Raw genomic sequence first — 17,413 nt, forward strand, 5'->3', positions numbered from 1 at the left:
CGAGGTGACGGGGTTCTTCCGTGAGTACGACTCAGTCCAGGTAGTCCCGCAGGACCTGCGACCGCGACGGGTGGCGCAGCTTCGACATCGTCTTCGACTCGATCTGCCGGATGCGCTCACGGGTCACCCCGTACACCTGGCCGATCTCGTCGAGCGTGCGCGGCTGGCCGTCCGTGAGGCCGAAGCGCAGCCGGACCACGCCCGCCTCGCGCTCGGACAGCGTCTGCAGCACCGACTGGAGCTGGTCCTGCAGCAGCGTGAACGACACCGCGTCCACCGCGACGACCGCTTCGGAGTCCTCGATGAAGTCACCGAGCTGCGAGTCGCCCTCGTCGCCGATCGTCTGGTCGAGCGAGATCGGCTCACGCGCGTACTGCTGGATCTCCAGGACCTTCTCCGGGGAGATGTCCATTTCCTTGGCGAGCTCCTCGGGCGTCGGCTCGCGGCCGAGGTCCTGCAGGAGTTCGCGCTGTATGCGGCCGAGCTTGTTGATGACCTCGACCATGTGCACCGGGATGCGGATGGTGCGGGCCTGGTCGGCCATCGCGCGGGTGATCGCCTGGCGGATCCACCACGTGGCGTACGTCGAGAACTTGTAGCCCTTGGTGTAGTCGAACTTCTCCACCGCGCGGATCAGGCCGAGGTTGCCCTCCTGGATCAGGTCCAGGAACGCCATGCCGCGGCCGGTGTAGCGCTTGGCCAGCGACACCACGAGCCGGAGGTTCGCCTCAAGCAGGTGGTTCTTGGCGCGCTCGCCGTCACGCACGATCCACTTGAGATCGCGGCGCATCTGGGTGACGAGCTTCTCGCCCTCCTCCTCGGCGGTGCGCACGCGCTCGGCGGCGTAGAGCCCGGCCTCGATCCGCTTGGCCAGCTCCACCTCCTCCTCCGCGTTCAGCAGCGCGACCTTGCCGATCTGCTTGAGGTAGGCACGCACGGAGTCGGCCGACGCGGTGAGCTCGGCGTCCTTGCGCGCCTGGCGCAGGGCCTCCGACTCTTCCTCGTCCCAGACGAAGTCCGGGTTGTCGGAGCTCTTGGCGGCCGCCGCCTTGTCGGCCGCGGCACCACGACGGCGCTGCGCCGGGGTCTCGTCGTCGTCGTCATCGTCGTCGTCATCCGCCGAGGCGGCGTCCGGCTCTTCGGTGACCGTCTCGTCGACGACGTCGACCTCGACCTCTTCCAGGTCCGACAGGTCGGGCGAGTCGAGTTCGCCTTCCTCGAGACCCTCGGGGCCTTCGGGGTCGCCGTCTTCGCCCTTGGTCGCGGGCTTCTTCGCCGGCGCCTTCTTGGCCGGAGCCTTCTTCGCGGTGGTGGTCTTGCGGGCCGCAGGCTTCGCCGTCCCGGTGGCTGCCTCTTCGGCCGGCTCGCCGGCTGCGGTCGCTGTCTTCGTCCCGCCTCGGGTTGCGGTTCTTGCGGCTGCCACTTACGCCCTTTCGCAGCGGTCGATCATGACGAGCAACGGCACGGGTGCCACTGCTGCCTCACATTCGGGGATCACGCCTCGGCCTGCGGTTTTCGCCTCCGCAGCCGTGGGCCGTGTTCCATTGTAACGACGGTACGCGCATGCGTCGCGAAGCGATCACCCTCCGGCCCGCTCCGGCGCCCGGATCTAGTGCTGGATGCCCTCGCTCGCGGCCGCCGCGGCACCCACGATCCCGGCGTTGTTCTGCAGCGTCGCCACCAGGACCGGCGTGCGGAGGTCCAGCAGCGGCACCCATTTTTCGGCCTTCTTGCTGACCCCGCCGCCGACGATGAACAGGTCGGGCCAGATCAGGTTTTCGAGCACGGTCAGATAACGGTGCACGCGCTTGGACCATTCGGGGTACGAGAGACCCTCGTTGTCCTTCACGGAGGCGGCCGCGCGCTTCTCCGCGTCGTGGCCGTCGATCTCCAGGTGGCCGAACTCGGTGTTCGGGACGAGCTTGCCGTCCTGGAACACCGCGCTGCCGATGCCGGTGCCGAAGGTGAGCAGCGCGGTGACGCCCTTGCGCGCGACCGGGTCGCCGAAGCGGATCTCGGCCATGCCCGCCGCGTCGGCGTCGTTGAGCATCGCGACCTGGTCGACGCCGCGGCCGAGGCGCTTGGCGAAGAGGGCGTCGGCGTCGGTGCCGATCCACTGCTTGTCGATGTTGGCCGCGGTGTGCGCGACGCCCTTCTTGACGACCGCCGGGAGCGTCACGCCGACCGGGCCGTCCCAGCCCGCCTGCGTCACGATCTCGGCGACGACGTCCGCCACCGCCGACGGCGTGGACGGCTTCGGCGTCTCGATCCGGATCCGGTCGCCGATGAGCTGCCCCTTGTCCAGGTCGACCAAGGCCCCCTTGATCCCGCTGCCGCCGATGTCGATGCCGAAACCTCGGCGGGTCGCCTCCACCACGGACGTGGTCCCTTCTCGCACGATTCAGAAGCCTGCCTCGGAGACTTTAACCGGATGTGGTGACATGTCGGACGTGGGAGTTGACGAGTCGTTGCTGAAAAGCGTCGCGGTGCAGGTCGCGACGGACGCCGCCGAGCTGGTCCGCGAGGCCTGGGAGGGGATGGCGCGGGGGCGCTCGGTGGCCGTGGACACGAAGTCCGCGGACACCGACGTCGTCACCGCCGTCGACCACGAGTCGGAGCAGCTGGTGCGCGCGCGGCTGGCCTCGCTGAGGCCCGGGGAGCCGGTGCTGGGCGAGGAGGGCGGCGGGGCCGCCGGCGACGGCGTGACCTGGGTCGTCGACCCCATCGACGGGACGGTCAACTTCCTCTACGGGCTGCCGTGGTTCGCCGTGTCGGTCGCGGCGCAGGTCGGCGGCGAGTCGGTGGCCGGCGCGGTGGTGGAGCCGGCGAGCGGCCGGGTCTGGTCGGCCGCGCGCGGGCAGGGCGCGTTCCTGGACGGCCGCCGGCTGGCGGTGTCGGCGCCTTCGAGGCTGGAGCTGACGTTGGTCGGGACCGGTTTCGCCTACTCGGCGGAGCGCCGGACGCGGCAGTCGCGGTTCGCGGCGGAGCTGCTGGGGCGGGTCCGGGACATCCGGCGCAACGGGGCGGCGTCGCTGGACCTGTGCGCGGTGGCGGCGGGCTGGCTCGACGCGTACGTGGAGCACGGGCTGCACCGCTGGGACTGGGCGGCGGGGGCGCTGATCGCGGCGGAGGCGGGCGCTCGGGTGCGCCTGCCGGGGTCGGCACCGGAGCTGGGCGCGGACGCGACGTACGCGGCGGCACCGTCGATCGCGGACCCGCTGCGGAAGGTCCTGGCGGACTGCGGGGCCGCCGAGGTCTGACGGTCCGGTCAGGGAGGAGACGGCGTTCCCGCCGCGGCGGTCTACGGCGAGACGGTGCCGGGGAAGGTCGGCACCTCCTCCGGGCCTTCCACCGCCAACACTTCGTCCGTGGAACTCCGGCGTCTCGTCCGGGGAACTCCGGCGTCGCGAACGGGCCGCTCGCGACGCGAGCGCCCGGAATTGTCGGTGCTCCCCGGTAGCGTGAAGATCGGGGGCGCCCCCACGCGCGCGGGTTGTTGGATGCGGGTTGCTGGGTGCTGGCTGTAGTGCGGGTGGGTGCGCGCCGGCTCAGCAGCCGACGTCGCGGGCCGATGCCAGCAGCGTCTGGTCGATGACCGGGGCCTTCGCGCCCGCGGACTGCTCGTTCGTGCCGCCGCCCTGGTGGGCCTTGGACCAGTCGGCGAGCTGGGTGAGGACCTGGCGGGCCTCGGCGCGGGGCCGGAGGTCGCCGAAGAGGGTGCCCGTGACCAGGTCGACGCTCGCGTCCTTGCGGTTGTCCTGGACCAGCTCGGCGCACGGGACCACGAGGCTGAGCGTGCGGGCCGCCGTGACGCCGTTCTCGCCGAAGCGGATCTGGCCGCGGCACTTGGCCGCACGGCCCTCGTAGGCCGGGTCGTTGGCCGGCTCACCCGCTCCGGTGAAGCCCAGCTCCTTGAGCGCGGTGGTCGTGATGCCGCCCTGGCCGCGGGAGCCGGAGGCGTTGAGCACCTTCACCGCGACCTTGTCCGGCGGCACCGGCGCGCGGTCGTCGAGGGCGTTGTGGGGGAGGGTGCTGAACGTGACGCCCGGCGGCGGGCTGGCGGCCGGGTCGCACTTCACGGCCTCGTCGACGTCGCCCTTGCCGACGGCCGCGTTGATCCAGACGATGATCGCGCCCAGCGCGAGCACACCGATGACGATCAGCGCGGGCAGCGGCTTGTGCTTGCGATACGGCCGCGCCCCACGGTCCCCGATGCCGTTCCCCGACGCCACCTGCCCGTCCCTTCCCGAACACCGAACCCGGCCGGTGCGAACCCGGCACCGTCGTGGCCGATGAGCCTAGGCGCTGCGACCCGCGCCCACCGTCCCGGGGGCCCGGTTCTTCCGGTGCGCCGCCCGTCGTCGCGGGACCCCGCCCGCGACCGATCCCCGTGCGGCGATCGCACCACGGCGGGGTCGGCCGGGGCAAGCGGACACGGGCCGCCGGTGAGGTTCTCCACCCGCGGGCAACCCGAATGGACGACAACGCGTCTTACCTGCGGGTTCCCCCTGTCGGGTGACGATTTCCCGGCAATGTCTGACTCGTTGCAGAACCGTCGCGGGCGTGAGCTACCCTTCCCGGGCTCCGGCCGCAGGAAGAGGCCCATAAAGAAGAGACCTCGGTCACTTCGGCCGTCGGGCACAAACGAGGGCCCTGGAACGTTGACCAGCGGCACGGCGGACTCACGGGCGCATCCGAGGGTTCGGGAAAACGACTACACAAGCTGATCGCAGGGGTGAGGGACACATGGCTACCGACTACGACGCTCCGCGCCGCAGCGAAGCCGACGAGCTGGCCGAAGACTCGTTGGAGGAGCTCAAGGCCCGGCGGAACGAGAACCAGTCCGGCGTCGTCGACGTCGACGAGGACGCGACCGCCGAGAACTTCGAGCTGCCGGGTGCCGACCTTTCCGGGCTTTCCGGAGAGGACATGACCGTGAAGGTGGTGCCGAAGCAGGCGGACGAGTTCACCTGCTCCGTGTGCTTCCTGGTGCACCACCGCAGCCGGCTGGCCGAGGAGAGCGGTGGACGCCTGATCTGCCGCGACTGCGCCTGATCGCGCGGGATCTCGGACAGGGCTTCGCTACAGGGGACGAACAGACGCGGAGAGCCTCGAGGGCACCAAGGGGGAGGCTCGAAGCGCTGGGGACAAGGGGGCCGGCCGGCAGGCCGGCCCCCTTCCCATGTCTTGAGGGGGCACGTCTTGAGGGGGCAGAGCCGGGGTCAGGCGCCCTTGACCAGATCGGCGACGCGCTCGGGGTGCCGGGTGCTGAACAGCCAGTACGGCGTCGGGTCGGCGGGGTCGGTGAGCGTGATCCGCACCACCGGGCCCACCCAGCCGCGGTGCAGCACGTAGGCGGCCGGGTCCCCGTCGCGGCCCAGTGCCTTGCGCTTGGCGTCCTTGTCGAAGATCTCGACCGTGCCGGCGTAGCGCAGCGGCAGGTGCGCGTCGCCCACCCACAGCTCCGGCTCGTCACCGCCGGTGACGCGGACCTTCGCCCGGCCCAGCGAGAGCATCAGCCCGACGACGACCGGCAGCGCGATCACGTACGGCAGCCACGCCCGGACGCCCGGGTAGCCCATGTCGACCTCGGCGGCCAGCAGGATCGCGCCCAGCACCGGCAGCGGCCAGCCCCACCACGGCACGTACAGCCGTTCGGAGTGCCGGACCGCGGCACTCGCGGCCGTCTTCGCAGATTCACCCACGGGTAGAGAGTAATCTCGCCGCCCGTGTCCAGCGTTCAGGTACTCCTCTCCCGGCTCGACCCGGATGTCCCGCTGCCCGCCTACGCCCGGCCGGGCGACGCGGGGGCCGATCTCGTCACCACCTCGGATATCGTCCTGAAACCCGGGGAACGCGGCGTCGTCGGCACCGGCGTCGCGATCGCGCTGCCACCCGGGTACGCGGGGTTCGTCCACCCGCGGTCCGGCCTGGCCGCCCGGGTCGGCCTCTCGGTGGTGAACACGCCGGGCACGATCGACGCGGGCTACCGCGGGGAGATCAAGGTCTGCCTGATCAACCACGACCCGGTGCACCCGGTGAAGCTCGCGCGCGGCGACCGCATCGCCCAGCTGATCGTGCAGCGGGTCGAGCACGCCGAGTTCGTCGAGGTCGACGAGCTCGACGCCACCGAACGGGGCGACGGAGGCTACGGCTCCACGGGTGGACACGCCACACTGGGAGCAGCACAGGCGCTCGGCGCGAGCGCCGGCGCGGGGGAAGGAACGGAGAAGTAGTGGGGATTTTCGGACGCAAGCGGCGGACCGAGGGCGAGTCCGCCGGCAGGCACGCCGCGCCCGAGGCCGACGACACGATCGAGGACGACGGGTACGAGGGCGAGGAGGGCGACGAGCTGTCGGACGTCTCCGACGGCCCGTTCGACGTCGCGGACTTCGAGGACGACGGCGTCCCGCGGATCGACCTCGGCTCGGTGAAGGTGCCGGTGCCCGACGGATCCCAGGTCCAGGTCGAGATGGACCCCGAAACCGGGGGCGTGCGCGCCGTGCACGTCGTCACCGAGCAGGGCCAGATCACGGTCAGCGCCTACGCCGCGCCGCGCTCGGGCGGCCTCTGGCGCGAGGTGAGCACCGAGCTGGCCGAGCAGCTGCGGGCCGACGGCGCCAAGGTCAACATCGGCCGCGGCGTGTGGGGCCTGGAGATCTCGGCCATCGTCGGGGACGTCTCGCTGCGCTTCGTCGGCATCGACCGGCCGCGCTGGATGCTGCGCGGCGTCATCGCCGGGCCGCAGTCCGAGGCCGCGGCGGCCGTCGAGGTGCTGCGGGGGATCGTGCGCCGCACGATCGTCGACCGCGGCGACGCGCCGATGCCGGTCCGCACCCCGCTCACGATCACGCTGCCCGAGGCCGTCGCCGAGCACATCGCGGCCCAGCAGCAGCAAGGCTGACGCTCGGTCCCTGAAGGCCGCCCGGGGGAGTCCCCCGAGGCGGCCTTCACGGCTTTTCGAGGGCCCTGAGGAAGGCCAGGACGGTCGCCCGGCCGAGCGACTCGCGGTCGGCGCCCAGCGCGGCCAGGGTCGTCTCGCCGAGCGCCGCGCGGGGGAGTGCCCCGGCCCACTCCGATGCGACTTTCGTCGGGTGGATCGGGTCGTCGGTGCAGGTGCCGATCCCGGCCGGGACCGCCAGGCGCGTCAGCTCCGCGAGGGTCGGGGACGGCCGGCCCGCGGCAACGCGTAGGCCCGCCGCCAGCCCGTCGCCGTGGCGGCGCCACGCCCGGTCGAGTTCCGCCCGCAGCCAGTCCGGGCTGCCCGCCGTCTGCGCCAGCGCCGCTTCGACCCCGGAGCCGGCCACCAGATCCGCGGACAGCGTCGCGGCGAGCGACGCGGGTGCCTGGCCCGGACGGCCGTTCCAGGCCGGGAGCGCGGCCAGCAGGCCCCCGCAACGGTCCGGATTGGCCACGGCCCACTCGGCGGCGAGGTGGGCGCCGAACGAGATGCCGCCTACGAGCAGTTCGCCGTGTTCGTCCGCCAGCGCGTCCAGCGTCGCCAGGTAGCCGTCGGCCAGGACCGCACCGGAGGGCGGCGGTGGCGCGATGAGCGGAACACCGAGGGCGCGCAGCGGGCCGGCGAAGACCGCCCGGACGAAGACCTCGTCCGAGCCGGTGCCGGGCAGCAGGACCGCGGCGGGAACTCTGATAGCGGACGTCACGTTGCGATCTTTGCGCAAAGGCGTTTCCCTGGCGGGGACCGCAGTACGCTGGAATCGCACGGGCCGCAAGCACTTATGTCGGGGGCCCCGGAGCACAGGAGCACCTATGTCCGCCAAAGACGGCGGCTACTTCAGCCGGTTGGTACGCAAGCTGACCAGCGACGTCGATGAGCTCGACGCCGACGAGATGTCGATGAGGTCCGGCGCCGAGGGCGCGCAGCGGGCCTGCGACTGCCGTTCCGGCGAAGAGGTCACCGTGATGGGGAGACTCCGCAGCGTGGAGCTCTGCCCGACGAACGAGGCCGCCACGCTGGAGGCGGAGCTGTTCGACGGGACACAGGGCGTGACGCTAATCTGGCTCGGTCGCCGCCGGATCCCGGGCATCGAGCCTGGCCGGACGATCAAGGTGCGCGGCCGGATGGCCGAGCGTGACGGCCAGAAGGTGCTGTACAACCCCTATTACGAGCTCCAGAGCCCAGTGAGTTGATCACCCATCGTGACTGAACCCGCCCCGAGCGAGAAGAAGACCGACGCGGAGGAAGAACCGCAGCCGACCCTGCTCGAGCAGATGGGCGGCGTGTCCGGCCTGGTCTACTCGTCGGTGCCGGTGATCGTCTTCGTCCTGGCGAACGCTTTCTTCGGCCTGACCGCGGCCATCTGGACGTCGGTGGGCAGCGCGGTGGCGATCACCGTGCTGCGCGTGGTCCGCAAGGAGCCCCTGCAGCCGGCGATCTCCGGTTTCTTCGGCGTCGCGATCGCGGCGTTCATCGCCTACCGCACCGGGTCCGCGAAGGGGTTCTTCCTCTTCGGGATCTACGCGAGCCTGGTCTACTGCGGCATCTTCGTGCTGTCGGTGGTCGTGCGCTGGCCGATCGCGGGCGTCGTCTGGAACGTGCTGAACGGCACCGGGCAGGCGTGGCGCAAGGACAAGCCGTCCCGCTACGGCTACGACATCGCGACGCTGGCCCTGGCGGCCGTGTTCGCGGCCCGGTTCGTCGTCCAGCGGTGGCTCTACCAGGAGGACTACACCGGCTGGCTGGCCTTCGCGAAGATCGCGATGGGGTACCCGCTGTACGCGCTGGGCCTGCTGGTGGTGGTCTGGGCGGTGCGCCGGTCGGACAAGCGGCTGAAGGCGCAGGCCGAGGACGAGCCCAAGCCGGAGACGGACGCCGAGGTCGAGGCCCGGCTGCGCGAGAAGTACGCCCAGGCTCCCGAAGCCTGACGGTTCCGCTTCGGGCCGGTGCGCTGCTCGCGAAGGGACACAACCCGCGCGCGTGGAGGGACCCCCGGTTTTCACATTACCGGCCGGTACCGACAGTTTTCGATCACGAAGAAGGCCCCGGCAGCATCTGCCGGGGCCTTCTTCGTGGACTCAGTAACCCAAAGCCGTCCGGATCTCCGGCTCGACGTCCGCCGTCGCGACGAACAGCAGCTCGTCGCCCGGCTCCAGCGGGTCCTCCGGCTGCGGCACGATCACGCGGTCGCCCCGCAGGATCGTCACGAGCGCCGCGTCGCGCGGCAGCGTCAGGTCGCTCACCGGCTTGCCGGCCAGCGGAGTCTCCGCCGGCAGCGTCAGCTCGACGAGGTTCGCGTTGCTCTGCCGGAACGTCATCAGCCGGACCAGGTCGCCGACGCTGACCGCCTCCTCGACCATCGCCGCGAGCATCCGCGGGGTCGAGACGGCGACGTCGACGCCCCAGGCGTCGGTGAACAACCACTCGTTGGCCGGGTTGTTCACCCGCGCCACCACGCGCCGCACCGCGAACTCCGTCTTCGCCAGCAGCGACACGACGAGGTTCGCCTTGTCGTCACCCGTGGCGGCGATCACGACGTCGCACTGCTCGATCCCGGACTCCTCCAGGATCGACACCTCGCAGGCGTCGCCCAGCACCCAGTCGGCCTGCTCGACGGTCTGCGGCTCGAACTGGTCGGCCTCCCGCTCGATGAGCATGACCTGGTGCCTGCCGTCGATCAGCTCGTTGGCGATCGAGCGTCCCACCGCGCCCGCCCCGGCGATCGCGACCCTCATGCCTCGTCCTCCGGTTCGCGGTTGGCCACACTGGTCACGTCGCTGACGGTGCCGGAGCGCGCGGCGACCCACACGTCGTCGCCGTCCTGCACCATCGTCTTGCCGTCCGGCAGCACCGGCGTGCCGAAGCGCATGATGAACGCCACCCGCGCGCCGGACGCCTCCTGCAGGGACCGGACGGAGTGCCCGACCCAGCCCTCGTGCAGCGGCAGCTGCAGCAGCGCGATGTTGCCCGACGGGTCCCGCCACGCCGACGCGACGCCGTCCGGCAGCAGCGTGCGCAGGAACCGGTCGGTGGTCCACGGCACGGTCGCCACCGTCGGGATCCCCAGCCGCTCGTACACGGCCGCGCGCTTGTGGTCGTAGATGCGCGCGACGACGTGTTCGATGCCGAAGTTCTCCCGCGCGACCCGCGCGGAAATGATGTTCGAGTTGTCTCCGCTGGACACCGCGGCGAACGCGCCGGCCCGCTCGATGCCCGCTTCCATCAGCACCTTGCGGTCGAACCCGACGCCGACGACCTGCTGGCCGTGGAAGTCGCTGCCCAGCCGCCGGAACGCCTGCTGGCTCTTGTCGATGACGGCCACCTCGTGGCCGAGCCGCTCCAGCGCAGCGGCCAGGGACGCGCCTACCCGGCCGCATCCCATGATCACCACGTGCACGCCCTGCCTCCTCTTCGGCGGTTAACCCGTCCGTACCTACCCCGACATGCCAGCGCCGAACCTACCGTGCCCCCCTCCGGTTAGGCTTCCGTGGTGTCGAAGTTCCCGACCGTGCTGAAACGCCTGGTCCTCGGACGTCCGTTCCGCAGTGACAGGCTCGCTCACACGCTCCTCCCGAAGCGCATCGCGCTGCCCATCTTCGCGTCCGACGCGCTCTCGAGCGTGGCGTACGCGCCGGAAGAGATCTTCCTGACGCTGAGCGTCGCGGGTCTCTCCGCGTACGCGCTGGCGCCGTGGATCGGCATCATGGTCGCGCTGGTGATGCTCGTCGTCGTCGCGTCCTACCGGCAGAACGTGCACGCGTACCCGAGCGGCGGCGGCGACTACGAGGTCGCCAACACGAACCTGGGCGGGAAGTTCGGGCTGACCGTGGCGAGCGCGCTGCTCGTCGACTACGTGCTGACGGTCGCGGTGTCCACTTCGTCCGGTGTGGCGAACATCGGGTCGGCGGTGCCGTGGGTGGCCGAGCACAAGGTGCTGGCCTCGATCGTCATCGTGGTCGTGCTGACGTCGCTGAACCTGCGCGGCATCCGGGAGTCGGGGAAGGCTTTCGCGATCCCGACATACGGGTTCATCCTGGGCATCCTGGTCATGGTCGTGTGGGGCCTGGCGCAGGCGGCCACCGGCACCGAGATGAAGGCCGAGAGCGCGGGGTTCACCCTGAACGCCGAAGGGACCTTCGCGGGCGTGGCCTACGCGTTCCTGGTGCTGCGGGCGTTCTCCTCCGGCGCGGCGGCGCTGACCGGGGTCGAGGCGATCAGCAACGGCGTCCCGGCGTTCCAGAAGCCCAAGTCGAAGAACGCGGCGACGACGCTGCTGATGATGGGCCTGCTCGCGGTGACCATGCTGGTCGGCATCATCACGCTGGCCTCGATCACCGACGTCAAGTTCGCCGAAGACCCCGCGGAGCAGCTCGCCGGCGCGCCCGCGGGCTACCAGCAGAAGACGATCGTCGCGCAGATCGCGCACGCGGTGTTCGCCGACTTCCCGCCGGCGTTCTACTACATCTCCTTCTCCACCGGCATCATCCTGCTGCTGGCCGCGAACACCGCGTTCAACGGCTTCCCGGTGCTGGGCTCGATCCTGGCGCAGGACCGCTACCTGCCGCGGCAGCTGCACACCCGTGGCGACCGGCTGGCGTTCTCCAACGGCATCCTGTTCCTGGCCGCGTTCGCGCTGGTGCTGATCATCGCGTTCGACGCCGAGGTGACCCGGCTCATCCAGCTCTACATCGTGGGCGTGTTCGTGTCGTTCACGGTGAGCCAGGCGGGCATGATCCGGCACTGGAACCGGTTGCTGGCCAAGGAAACCGACCCGGCCAAGCGGCGGCGGATGCGGCGCTCGCAGACGGTCAACGCGGTCGGCCTCACCTGCACCGGCGTCGTGCTGGTGATCGTGCTCATCACCAAGTTCCTGCTCGGCGCGTGGATCGCGATCGCGGCGATGGTCGCGATCTTCGTGCTGATGACGGCGATCCGGCGGCACTACGACCGCGTCGCCGACGAGCTGAAGGACCTCGGCGACACCCCGACCGTGCTGCCGTCGCGCAACCACGCGATCGTGCTGGTGTCCAAACTGCACCGCCCGACGCTGCGTGCGCTGGCCTACGCCAAGGCGATGCGCCCGGACGTCCTCGAAGCCGTGACGGTCAATGTGGACGATGCCGACACGCGGAGGCTCACCGCCGAGTGGGACGCGCACAACTTCAAGGTGCCGCTGAAGGTCGTCGAGTCGCCCTACCGCGAAATCACGAAGCCGGTCCTCGACTACGTGAAGCGCGTGCGCGGGGACAACCCGCGCAACGTCGTGACCGTGTTCATCCCGGAGTACGTGGTCGGTCACTGGTGGGAACAGGTCCTGCACAACCAGAGCGCGCTGCGGCTCAAGGGCCGGCTGCTGTTCCAGTCCGGCGTGATCGTGGCGAGCGTGCCGTGGCAGCTGGAGTCGTCGGCCAAGGCGGCCGCGCGCGTCCGCACCGAGCGGCCCGCGGCCGGTGACGTCCGTCGCGGCTTCTCGCCCGACGGGAAGCCCGCCGGCGCCGGCGCGCCGAAGCCCAAGGAGCCTGCCGAATGACGAGCTGGCTGGGCCGGGTCCTCGAGGTCGAGGTCGGCGGGGTGGCACACGGTGGCCACTGCGTGGCGCGCGCCGACGGCCGCGTCGTGTTCGTCCGGCACGCGCTGCCGGGTGAGCAGGTCCGCGTCGAGATCACCGAGGACAACGGCGGTTCGTTCTGCCGCGGCGACGCCGTCGAGGTGCTCGTCCCGTCGCCGCACCGGGTTCCGCCGCCGTGCCCGCTCGCGGTGCCGGGCGGCTGCGGCGGCTGCGACTGGCAGCACGCTTCCCCGGCGTACCAACGAGACCTGAAGGCCACCGTCGTGGCGGAGCAGCTCAAGCGGCTGGCCGGCATCGAGCGGGACGTCGTCGTGGAGGCCCTCGAAGGCGGTCCGCTGGACTGGCGCAGCCGCGTCCGGCTGGTCGCCGACCGCGAGGGGCGGGCGGGCCTGCGCGCCCACCACAGCCACCGGGTGGTGGCCCTGGACGACTGCCCGATCGCCGTCCCCGGCGAGCTCGACGACGTCCTGGCGCGGCGCTGGCGGCCGGGCAGCGAGCTGGAGGTCACCCAGGACGGCGACGGCGGGGTGCACGTCCGGGAGCTGTCGACGGTGCGCGGCAAGGTCCGGGCCCGTCAGCTGACCGGCGGGGTGGCGGTGCAGCACGCGGCGGGCCGCGACTGGCGGCTCGACGCGCACGGTTTCTGGCAGGTCCACCCGGCGGCGGCGTCGACGCTGGCCGCGGTCGTGGCGGAGTGGGCGGAGGCGCCCGTGGGCGGATCGGCCTGGGACCTCTACGCGGGGGTCGGCCTGTTCGCTTCGGTGCTGGCTTCGCAGGTCGGCTCGTCCGGCCGGGTCCTGGCGATCGAGTCCGGCCGGCGCGCGGTCGCCGACGGCGAGAAGAACCTGGCCGACCTGCCTCAGGTGTCCTGGCAGGCCGGGCGCGTCGAGCACGTGCTGGCGGAGGCCGAGAAGCCGGTGGACGTCGTCGTGCTGGACCCGCCCCGCAAGGGCGCGGGCAAGGCGGTCGTCGAGTCGATCGTGGCGGGTTCACCTGATCGGGTCGTCTACGTGGCGTGCGATCCCGCGGCACTGGCCCGTGACCTGGCAACTTTCGCTTCGCACGGCTATGGCCTGACCGCTCTGCGGGCGTTCGACGCCTTCCCGATGACCCACCACGTGGAGTGCGTGGCGCTGCTGTCCTGAGTTTTTGTCGGTGGTGGTCGGCACACTGCGGGTATGACTCTCGACGACTTCGATCGCGCGGCCTCGACGGTGACTTCCCTGGTTACCGCTCTCCGTGACGACCAGTGGGCCCTGCCGACGGCGTGCGCGGACTGGGACGTCCGCGCGGTGGTCAACCACCTCGCGCACGGCAACGCGAAAGTGGCGTTCTGGGCCGGTGCGGGCCCACCGGCCCCGGAGGGCGACTACTTGGGCGCTTCGCCGGCCTCCGCCTTCGGGGCGTCGGTCGCGGCGGCGCGGGCGGTGCTGGCCGAGCCGGGGCTGTTCTCGCGGCAGGTGACGACCCCGCTGGGTGAGGTGCCGGGCGTGTTCCTGGTCCACATGCGCGTGAACGAGTACCTGGCCCACGGCTGGGACCTCGCGGACGCGACCGGTGCGTCGACCGACCTGCTGCCGGACCTGGCGGAGGGGGCGCTGGCGCAGTGGCGGTCCCGGTTCGGGTCGGCGGCCCGGCCGCCGGGCGGGCCGTTCGGGCCGGAGGCGGAGGCCCCTCCGGGAGCGACGGCGGCCGACCGGCTGGCGGCGTTCCTCGGCCGGAAGGCGGTGAACGGCTAGCGCTTCGCGAAGAAGTCCCTCGACGAGCGGGGCGCCCACACCAGGACGACGACAGCGAGCTGTGCCGCGGCGGCCACCGGGATGACGGCGTGGAACATCGGCGACGACGACCACGAGAAGAAGCCGAAGACCACGGACAGCAGCTGGGAGACGGTGGTGAGCCAGCGCGTCCACGGCCGGCCCGAGGCCAGCTTGACGACCAGGAGGAGGCAGAGCAGGAGCAGCAGGCCGTGGAAGATGGCGCCGGAGACCACGGCGACGTCGGCCGACCGCGCGACCTCGGCGGCGCCGAAGTCCGGGTGCTGCGCGGCGACCTGGTCGCGCAGCGCGTCCTCGCGCAAACCCAGGACGACCGGGATGACGAGGTGGCTGAGGCCGAGGAGGGCCAGGAGCGCCCGGGCGGCCTGGACGGGCTTCGGCACGGTCTTCGTCCGGGTGGTCGTGGCCACGGTCAGTCCTCCCGCCTGCGGGCCCGCTGCCAGCGCGGGCCGGTCGGTGGGGCGGCGCCGTCCGAGGCGGCGTGGCGCCGGGCCCAGGCCTCGTTGAGGCGGCCGATCAGGACCCGCGCGGTGGCGACGTCCTCGTCCGGCCAGTCGGCGACGACCTGCGCGAACACCGCGGCGCCCGCTTCGACGGTGGCGTCGATCTCGGCCTGCCCGTCCGCGGCGACCCGCACGAGGAAGGTGCGCGAGTCGGCCGGATCCGCCTCGACGCCGACCCGGCCGTCCCGCTCGAGCGCGGTGAGGTGCCGGCTGGTCGCGGACGCGGTGAGGCCGAGCTCGGCGGCGATGTCCCGCGGCCGCAGCGGCCCGCGGGCGGAGACGAGCCCGAGTATGCGCACGCGGGTGAGGTCGATCCGCCGCGAGATCTGCCGGTGTCCCTGGTCGATGAGTTCCATGACGGCCCTCGCCAGCTCGGCAGGTTCATTTCGTTGCGGCATGAAACGAGTTTAGCAGGGTTCGCACCTTGCCGATTGGTTCAGGCTGCGAGCCCGCCGATCCGGCTCAGGCCCTGCTCTGGTGCGGGTTGGCTGCGTGCTGGGGCTTGAGCCCGGGTTCACGCCGCCCGGCGCGCCGCGAATGCCGCCGCCAAACCGGCCGCCGTCATCGCCAGCCCGGACGCCAGCAGCACCCAGGACCCCGCTCCCGGCACCACCCGCGCCGCCGGCTGGATGCGTGTCACCCCCGGGAGCGTCACCACCAGGTGGCGCAGGACCACGCCCGTCACCACCAGACCCGGGAGGGAGGCCATCGCCAGCGGCTCGTCCTGGTGGCGGGCGAACGTCAGGTACGCCAGCGTGCCCGCGATCAGCACCGCCGCCGCGCAGACCAGGCGCAATCCCAGGTCCAGCTCCGGATCCGGCGTTCCCGGGGGCAGCATCCCGGGGTAGTCCGCCGTGCGCAGGGTCAGTCCCGCGATCACGCCCAGGCCCGCGACCCCCACCGCCACGGCGCGCGGGCCCCGCAGCCGCTTCCCCGGTCGCTGCTCGTCCACTCCGGCCTCCCTGCGTCGCGGTGGAGGCAGCATAAAACGCGGGAAACGGCTTTCCGAGCATGTTTCCGGTGCTGGGCCGTTCGGTGGATCCCGATCGAAGGACCCGGCTCAGCCGGCGAACCAGTGCTGCGGTGCCGGCCTCAAATTCTGGTAGATGTGCTTGATCTCGGTGTACTCGCCGAGCCCCGTCGGGCCCAGCTCGCGGCCGAACCCGGACTGCTTGTAGCCGCCCCACTCGGCCTGCGGCAGGTACGGGTGGAAGTCGTTGATCCACACCGTCCCGTGGCGCAGCCGACCGGCCACCCGCTGCGCCCGCGAGGCGTCGTTCGTGAACACCGCGCCGGCCAGGCCGTAGTGGGTGTCGTTGGCGATGCGGACCGCGTCGTCCTCGTCGGTGAACGTCTCGACCGTCAGCACCGGCCCGAACGACTCGTCGACGACCGCCGACGACCCCTGTTTCACCTGGTCGAGGATGGTGGGCAGGTAGTAGAAGCCGTCCTGCAACGCGGGGTCGTCCGGCCGCTTGCCGCCGGTGCGCAGCACCGCGCCCTCGGCCAGCGCCGCCGCCACGTACGCCTCGATCTTCGCCCGGTGCGCCTCGGAGATCAGCGGCCCGGTCTCGGCGCGCTCGTCGAACGGCCCGCCCAGGCGGATCCGCTCGGCCCGGCGCACCAGCTCGGCGACGAACTCGTCGTGCCACTCCCGCTGCACGATCAGCCGCGCGCCCGCCGAGCACACCTGGCCGGAGTGCAGGAACACCGCCGTCAGCGCGTAGTCGACCGCCGTCTCGAAGTCGGCGTCGGCGAAGACCACGTTCGGGTTCTTCCCGCCCAGTTCCAGGGCCACTTTCTTGACCGTCGCGGCCGCCGACGCGGCGATGACGCGACCGGTCGCCAGGCCGCCGGTGAACGACACGAGGTCGACGTCCGGGTGCGCGGAAAGCGGTGCGCCCACCTCCGCGCCGGCGCCCAGCACCAGGTTGCCCGCCCCCGCGGGCAGGCCCGCCTCGGTGAGCAGCTTCAGGAACAGGATCGACGTGTGCGGTGTCAGCTCGCTGGGCTTGAGCACGAACGTGTTGCCGGCGGCCAGCGCCGGTGCGATCTTCCACACGGTCTGCAACAGCGGGTAGTTCCACGGCGTGATCAGCCCGCAGACGCCGACCGGCTCATGGACGATCCGGCTGAACGCGTCGGGGCTGCCGGTGTCGACGACGCGGCCCGCGTCCTGCGCCGCGAGCTTGCCGAAGTAGCGCAGGCAGGCGGCGATGTCGGCCATGTCGTAGCGGCTCTCGACCAGGCGCTTGCCGGTGTCGAGCGACTCGGCGCGGGCGAACGCCTCCGCGTCGCGGTCCAGCAGGTCCGCGGTGCGCAGCAGCAGGTCGCCGCGCAGGTGCGCGGGCGTGCCGGGCCACGGGCCGGTGTCGAACGCCCGGCGAGCCGCCGCGATGGCGGCTTCGGTGTCCGCGGCCGTGCCCTCGGCGACCGTCGCGACCAGGGATCCGTCGGCGGGGCAGCGGATCTCCCGCCGGCCGCCGCCGACCGCGTCCACCCATTCGCCGCCGATGAAGAAGTCCGCCATGCGCCCATTCTCGTGGCCACCCCGCGTGACCGCCACAGCACGGCGGGGAGACGAGGTTCACCTCAGGAGATGACG

20 protein-coding genes are annotated in these 17,413 nt (G+C 71.8%); 9 read left to right on the top strand and 11 right to left on the bottom strand.

Translation table 11 applies throughout. The features are described 5' to 3' along the window. Window positions 1-31: 31 nt before the first annotated feature. Both AA23TX_RS09995 and ppgK read right to left on the bottom strand, forming a co-directional pair. On the bottom strand, window positions 32-1,423 hold the full coding sequence (locus AA23TX_RS09995) for an RNA polymerase sigma factor (protein WP_155542278.1): 1,392 nt from the start codon (window positions 1,421-1,423) through the stop codon (window positions 32-34). A gap of 186 nt (window positions 1,424-1,609) precedes the next feature. Further along, entirely contained in the window at window positions 1,610-2,377 is a 768-nt protein-coding gene (ppgK, locus tag AA23TX_RS10000) for a polyphosphate--glucose phosphotransferase (RefSeq protein ID WP_155544351.1), read from the bottom strand. A 64-nt stretch (window positions 2,378-2,441) separates the two neighbouring features. Here ppgK and AA23TX_RS10005 point away from each other — a divergent pair, with 64 nt between their 5' ends. Further along, complete coding sequence (locus AA23TX_RS10005) at window positions 2,442-3,260, top strand: inositol monophosphatase family protein (protein WP_155542279.1); 819 nt, start codon at window positions 2,442-2,444, stop codon at window positions 3,258-3,260. A 288-nt stretch (window positions 3,261-3,548) separates the two neighbouring features. On the opposite strand, the gene cei is transcribed toward AA23TX_RS10005, so the two are convergent. Beyond that, entirely contained in the window at window positions 3,549-4,232 is a 684-nt protein-coding gene (gene cei / locus AA23TX_RS10010; RefSeq protein ID WP_155542280.1) for an envelope integrity protein Cei, read from the bottom strand. Between the two features lie 514 nt (window positions 4,233-4,746). Between cei and AA23TX_RS10015 the strand changes: the two genes are divergently transcribed. Further along, window positions 4,747-5,055, top strand: a complete 309-nt coding sequence (locus tag AA23TX_RS10015) for a DUF4193 domain-containing protein (RefSeq protein ID WP_086676737.1) — start codon at window positions 4,747-4,749, stop codon at window positions 5,053-5,055. A 167-nt stretch (window positions 5,056-5,222) separates the two neighbouring features. Here AA23TX_RS10015 and AA23TX_RS10020 read toward each other — a convergent pair whose 3' ends face one another. Further along, complete coding sequence (locus AA23TX_RS10020; protein ID WP_155542281.1) at window positions 5,223-5,705, bottom strand: DUF3093 domain-containing protein; 483 nt, start codon at window positions 5,703-5,705, stop codon at window positions 5,223-5,225. A gap of 24 nt (window positions 5,706-5,729) precedes the next feature. On the opposite strand from AA23TX_RS10020, the gene dut reads away from it, so the two are divergent. Next, window positions 5,730-6,236 (top strand): dUTP diphosphatase, encoded by a 507-nt coding sequence (gene dut / locus AA23TX_RS10025; RefSeq protein ID WP_155542282.1) that lies wholly within the window; start codon window positions 5,730-5,732, stop codon window positions 6,234-6,236. After that, window positions 6,236-6,904: a DUF3710 domain-containing protein gene (locus tag AA23TX_RS10030; RefSeq protein WP_155542283.1), complete on the top strand. Its 669-nt coding sequence runs from the start codon at window positions 6,236-6,238 to the stop codon at window positions 6,902-6,904. The genes dut and AA23TX_RS10030 overlap by 1 nt, the downstream gene beginning before the upstream one ends. 46 nt (window positions 6,905-6,950) lie before the next feature. On the opposite strand, the gene AA23TX_RS10035 is transcribed toward AA23TX_RS10030, so the two are convergent. Then, on the bottom strand, window positions 6,951-7,664 hold the full coding sequence (locus AA23TX_RS10035; protein WP_196425261.1) for an alpha/beta fold hydrolase: 714 nt from the start codon (window positions 7,662-7,664) through the stop codon (window positions 6,951-6,953). 106 nt (window positions 7,665-7,770) lie between these two features. Here AA23TX_RS10035 and AA23TX_RS10040 point away from each other — a divergent pair, with 106 nt between their 5' ends. Both AA23TX_RS10040 and AA23TX_RS10045 read left to right on the top strand, forming a co-directional pair. Then, window positions 7,771-8,151, top strand: coding sequence for an OB-fold nucleic acid binding domain-containing protein (locus tag AA23TX_RS10040; RefSeq protein WP_072480405.1), 381 nt, complete (start codon window positions 7,771-7,773; stop codon window positions 8,149-8,151). A gap of 9 nt (window positions 8,152-8,160) precedes the next feature. Continuing rightward, entirely contained in the window at window positions 8,161-8,886 is a 726-nt protein-coding gene (locus tag AA23TX_RS10045; RefSeq protein WP_155542284.1) for a DUF3159 domain-containing protein, read from the top strand. A gap of 150 nt (window positions 8,887-9,036) precedes the next feature. Here AA23TX_RS10045 and AA23TX_RS10050 read toward each other — a convergent pair whose 3' ends face one another. Together AA23TX_RS10050 and AA23TX_RS10055 are read right to left on the bottom strand one after the other, a co-directional pair. Continuing rightward, on the bottom strand, window positions 9,037-9,693 hold the full coding sequence (locus AA23TX_RS10050; RefSeq protein ID WP_086676743.1) for a potassium channel family protein: 657 nt from the start codon (window positions 9,691-9,693) through the stop codon (window positions 9,037-9,039). After that, complete coding sequence (locus AA23TX_RS10055) at window positions 9,690-10,355, bottom strand: potassium channel family protein (protein ID WP_155542285.1); 666 nt, start codon at window positions 10,353-10,355, stop codon at window positions 9,690-9,692. The genes AA23TX_RS10050 and AA23TX_RS10055 overlap by 4 nt, the downstream gene beginning before the upstream one ends. Window positions 10,356-10,448: 93 nt before the next feature. Between AA23TX_RS10055 and AA23TX_RS10060 the strand changes: the two genes are divergently transcribed. The 3 genes from AA23TX_RS10060 to AA23TX_RS10070 are packed head-to-tail and all read left to right on the top strand — an operon-like array spanning window position 10,449 to window position 14,266. Next, window positions 10,449-12,488, top strand: coding sequence for an APC family permease (locus AA23TX_RS10060; protein ID WP_196425262.1), 2,040 nt, complete (start codon window positions 10,449-10,451; stop codon window positions 12,486-12,488). Further along, entirely contained in the window at window positions 12,485-13,672 is a 1,188-nt protein-coding gene (locus AA23TX_RS10065; RefSeq protein ID WP_155542287.1) for a class I SAM-dependent RNA methyltransferase, read from the top strand. The genes AA23TX_RS10060 and AA23TX_RS10065 overlap by 4 nt, the downstream gene beginning before the upstream one ends. 33 nt (window positions 13,673-13,705) lie before the next feature. After that, window positions 13,706-14,266 carry a TIGR03086 family metal-binding protein gene (locus AA23TX_RS10070; RefSeq protein WP_155542288.1) on the top strand — a complete coding sequence of 187 codons (561 nt, stop codon included), beginning with the start codon at window positions 13,706-13,708 and terminating at the stop codon, window positions 14,264-14,266. Here the strand turns inward: AA23TX_RS10070 and AA23TX_RS10075 are convergent. From AA23TX_RS10075 to AA23TX_RS10090, 4 genes are all read right to left on the bottom strand, one after another. Then, on the bottom strand, window positions 14,263-14,715 hold the full coding sequence (locus AA23TX_RS10075; protein ID WP_155542289.1) for a hypothetical protein: 453 nt from the start codon (window positions 14,713-14,715) through the stop codon (window positions 14,263-14,265). The two genes, AA23TX_RS10070 and AA23TX_RS10075, sit on opposite strands and share 4 nt — an antisense overlap. 2 nt (window positions 14,716-14,717) lie before the next feature. Further along, window positions 14,718-15,206, bottom strand: a complete 489-nt coding sequence (locus AA23TX_RS10080; protein WP_155542290.1) for a MarR family winged helix-turn-helix transcriptional regulator — start codon at window positions 15,204-15,206, stop codon at window positions 14,718-14,720. 116 nt (window positions 15,207-15,322) lie between these two features. Further along, complete coding sequence (locus tag AA23TX_RS10085) at window positions 15,323-15,760, bottom strand: hypothetical protein (RefSeq protein WP_155542291.1); 438 nt, start codon at window positions 15,758-15,760, stop codon at window positions 15,323-15,325. 108 nt (window positions 15,761-15,868) lie between these two features. Further along, the gene (locus AA23TX_RS10090) at window positions 15,869-17,338 is read right to left on the bottom strand and encodes an aldehyde dehydrogenase family protein (protein ID WP_155542292.1); all 1,470 of its coding nucleotides are present in this window, start codon (window positions 17,336-17,338) and stop codon (window positions 15,869-15,871) included. Between the last annotated feature and the right edge of the window lie 75 nt (window positions 17,339-17,413).

Source organism: Amycolatopsis camponoti (assembly GCF_902497555.1).
Lineage (GTDB): Bacteria > Actinomycetota > Actinomycetes > Mycobacteriales > Pseudonocardiaceae > Amycolatopsis > Amycolatopsis camponoti.

What these genes read in the sequence shown, in the direction of transcription:
- AA23TX_RS10005 (WP_155542279.1), top strand. Translation starts at nt 2,442, where the DNA reads ATGTCGGACGTGGGAGTTGACGAGTCGTTGCTGAAAAGCGTCGCGGTG.
- AA23TX_RS10015 (WP_086676737.1), top strand. Translation starts at nt 4,747, where the DNA reads ATGGCTACCGACTACGACGCTCCGCGCCGCAGCGAAGCCGACGAGCTG.
- AA23TX_RS10040 (WP_072480405.1), top strand. Translation starts at nt 7,771, where the DNA reads ATGTCCGCCAAAGACGGCGGCTACTTCAGCCGGTTGGTACGCAAGCTG.
- AA23TX_RS10050 (WP_086676743.1), bottom strand. Translation starts at nt 9,693, where the DNA reads ATGAGGGTCGCGATCGCCGGGGCGGGCGCGGTGGGACGCTCGATCGCC.
- AA23TX_RS10065 (WP_155542287.1), top strand. Translation starts at nt 12,485, where the DNA reads ATGACGAGCTGGCTGGGCCGGGTCCTCGAGGTCGAGGTCGGCGGGGTG.
- AA23TX_RS10070 (WP_155542288.1), top strand. Translation starts at nt 13,706, where the DNA reads ATGACTCTCGACGACTTCGATCGCGCGGCCTCGACGGTGACTTCCCTG.
- AA23TX_RS10080 (WP_155542290.1), bottom strand. Translation starts at nt 15,206, where the DNA reads ATGCCGCAACGAAATGAACCTGCCGAGCTGGCGAGGGCCGTCATGGAA.
- AA23TX_RS10090 (WP_155542292.1), bottom strand. Translation starts at nt 17,338, where the DNA reads ATGGCGGACTTCTTCATCGGCGGCGAATGGGTGGACGCGGTCGGCGGC.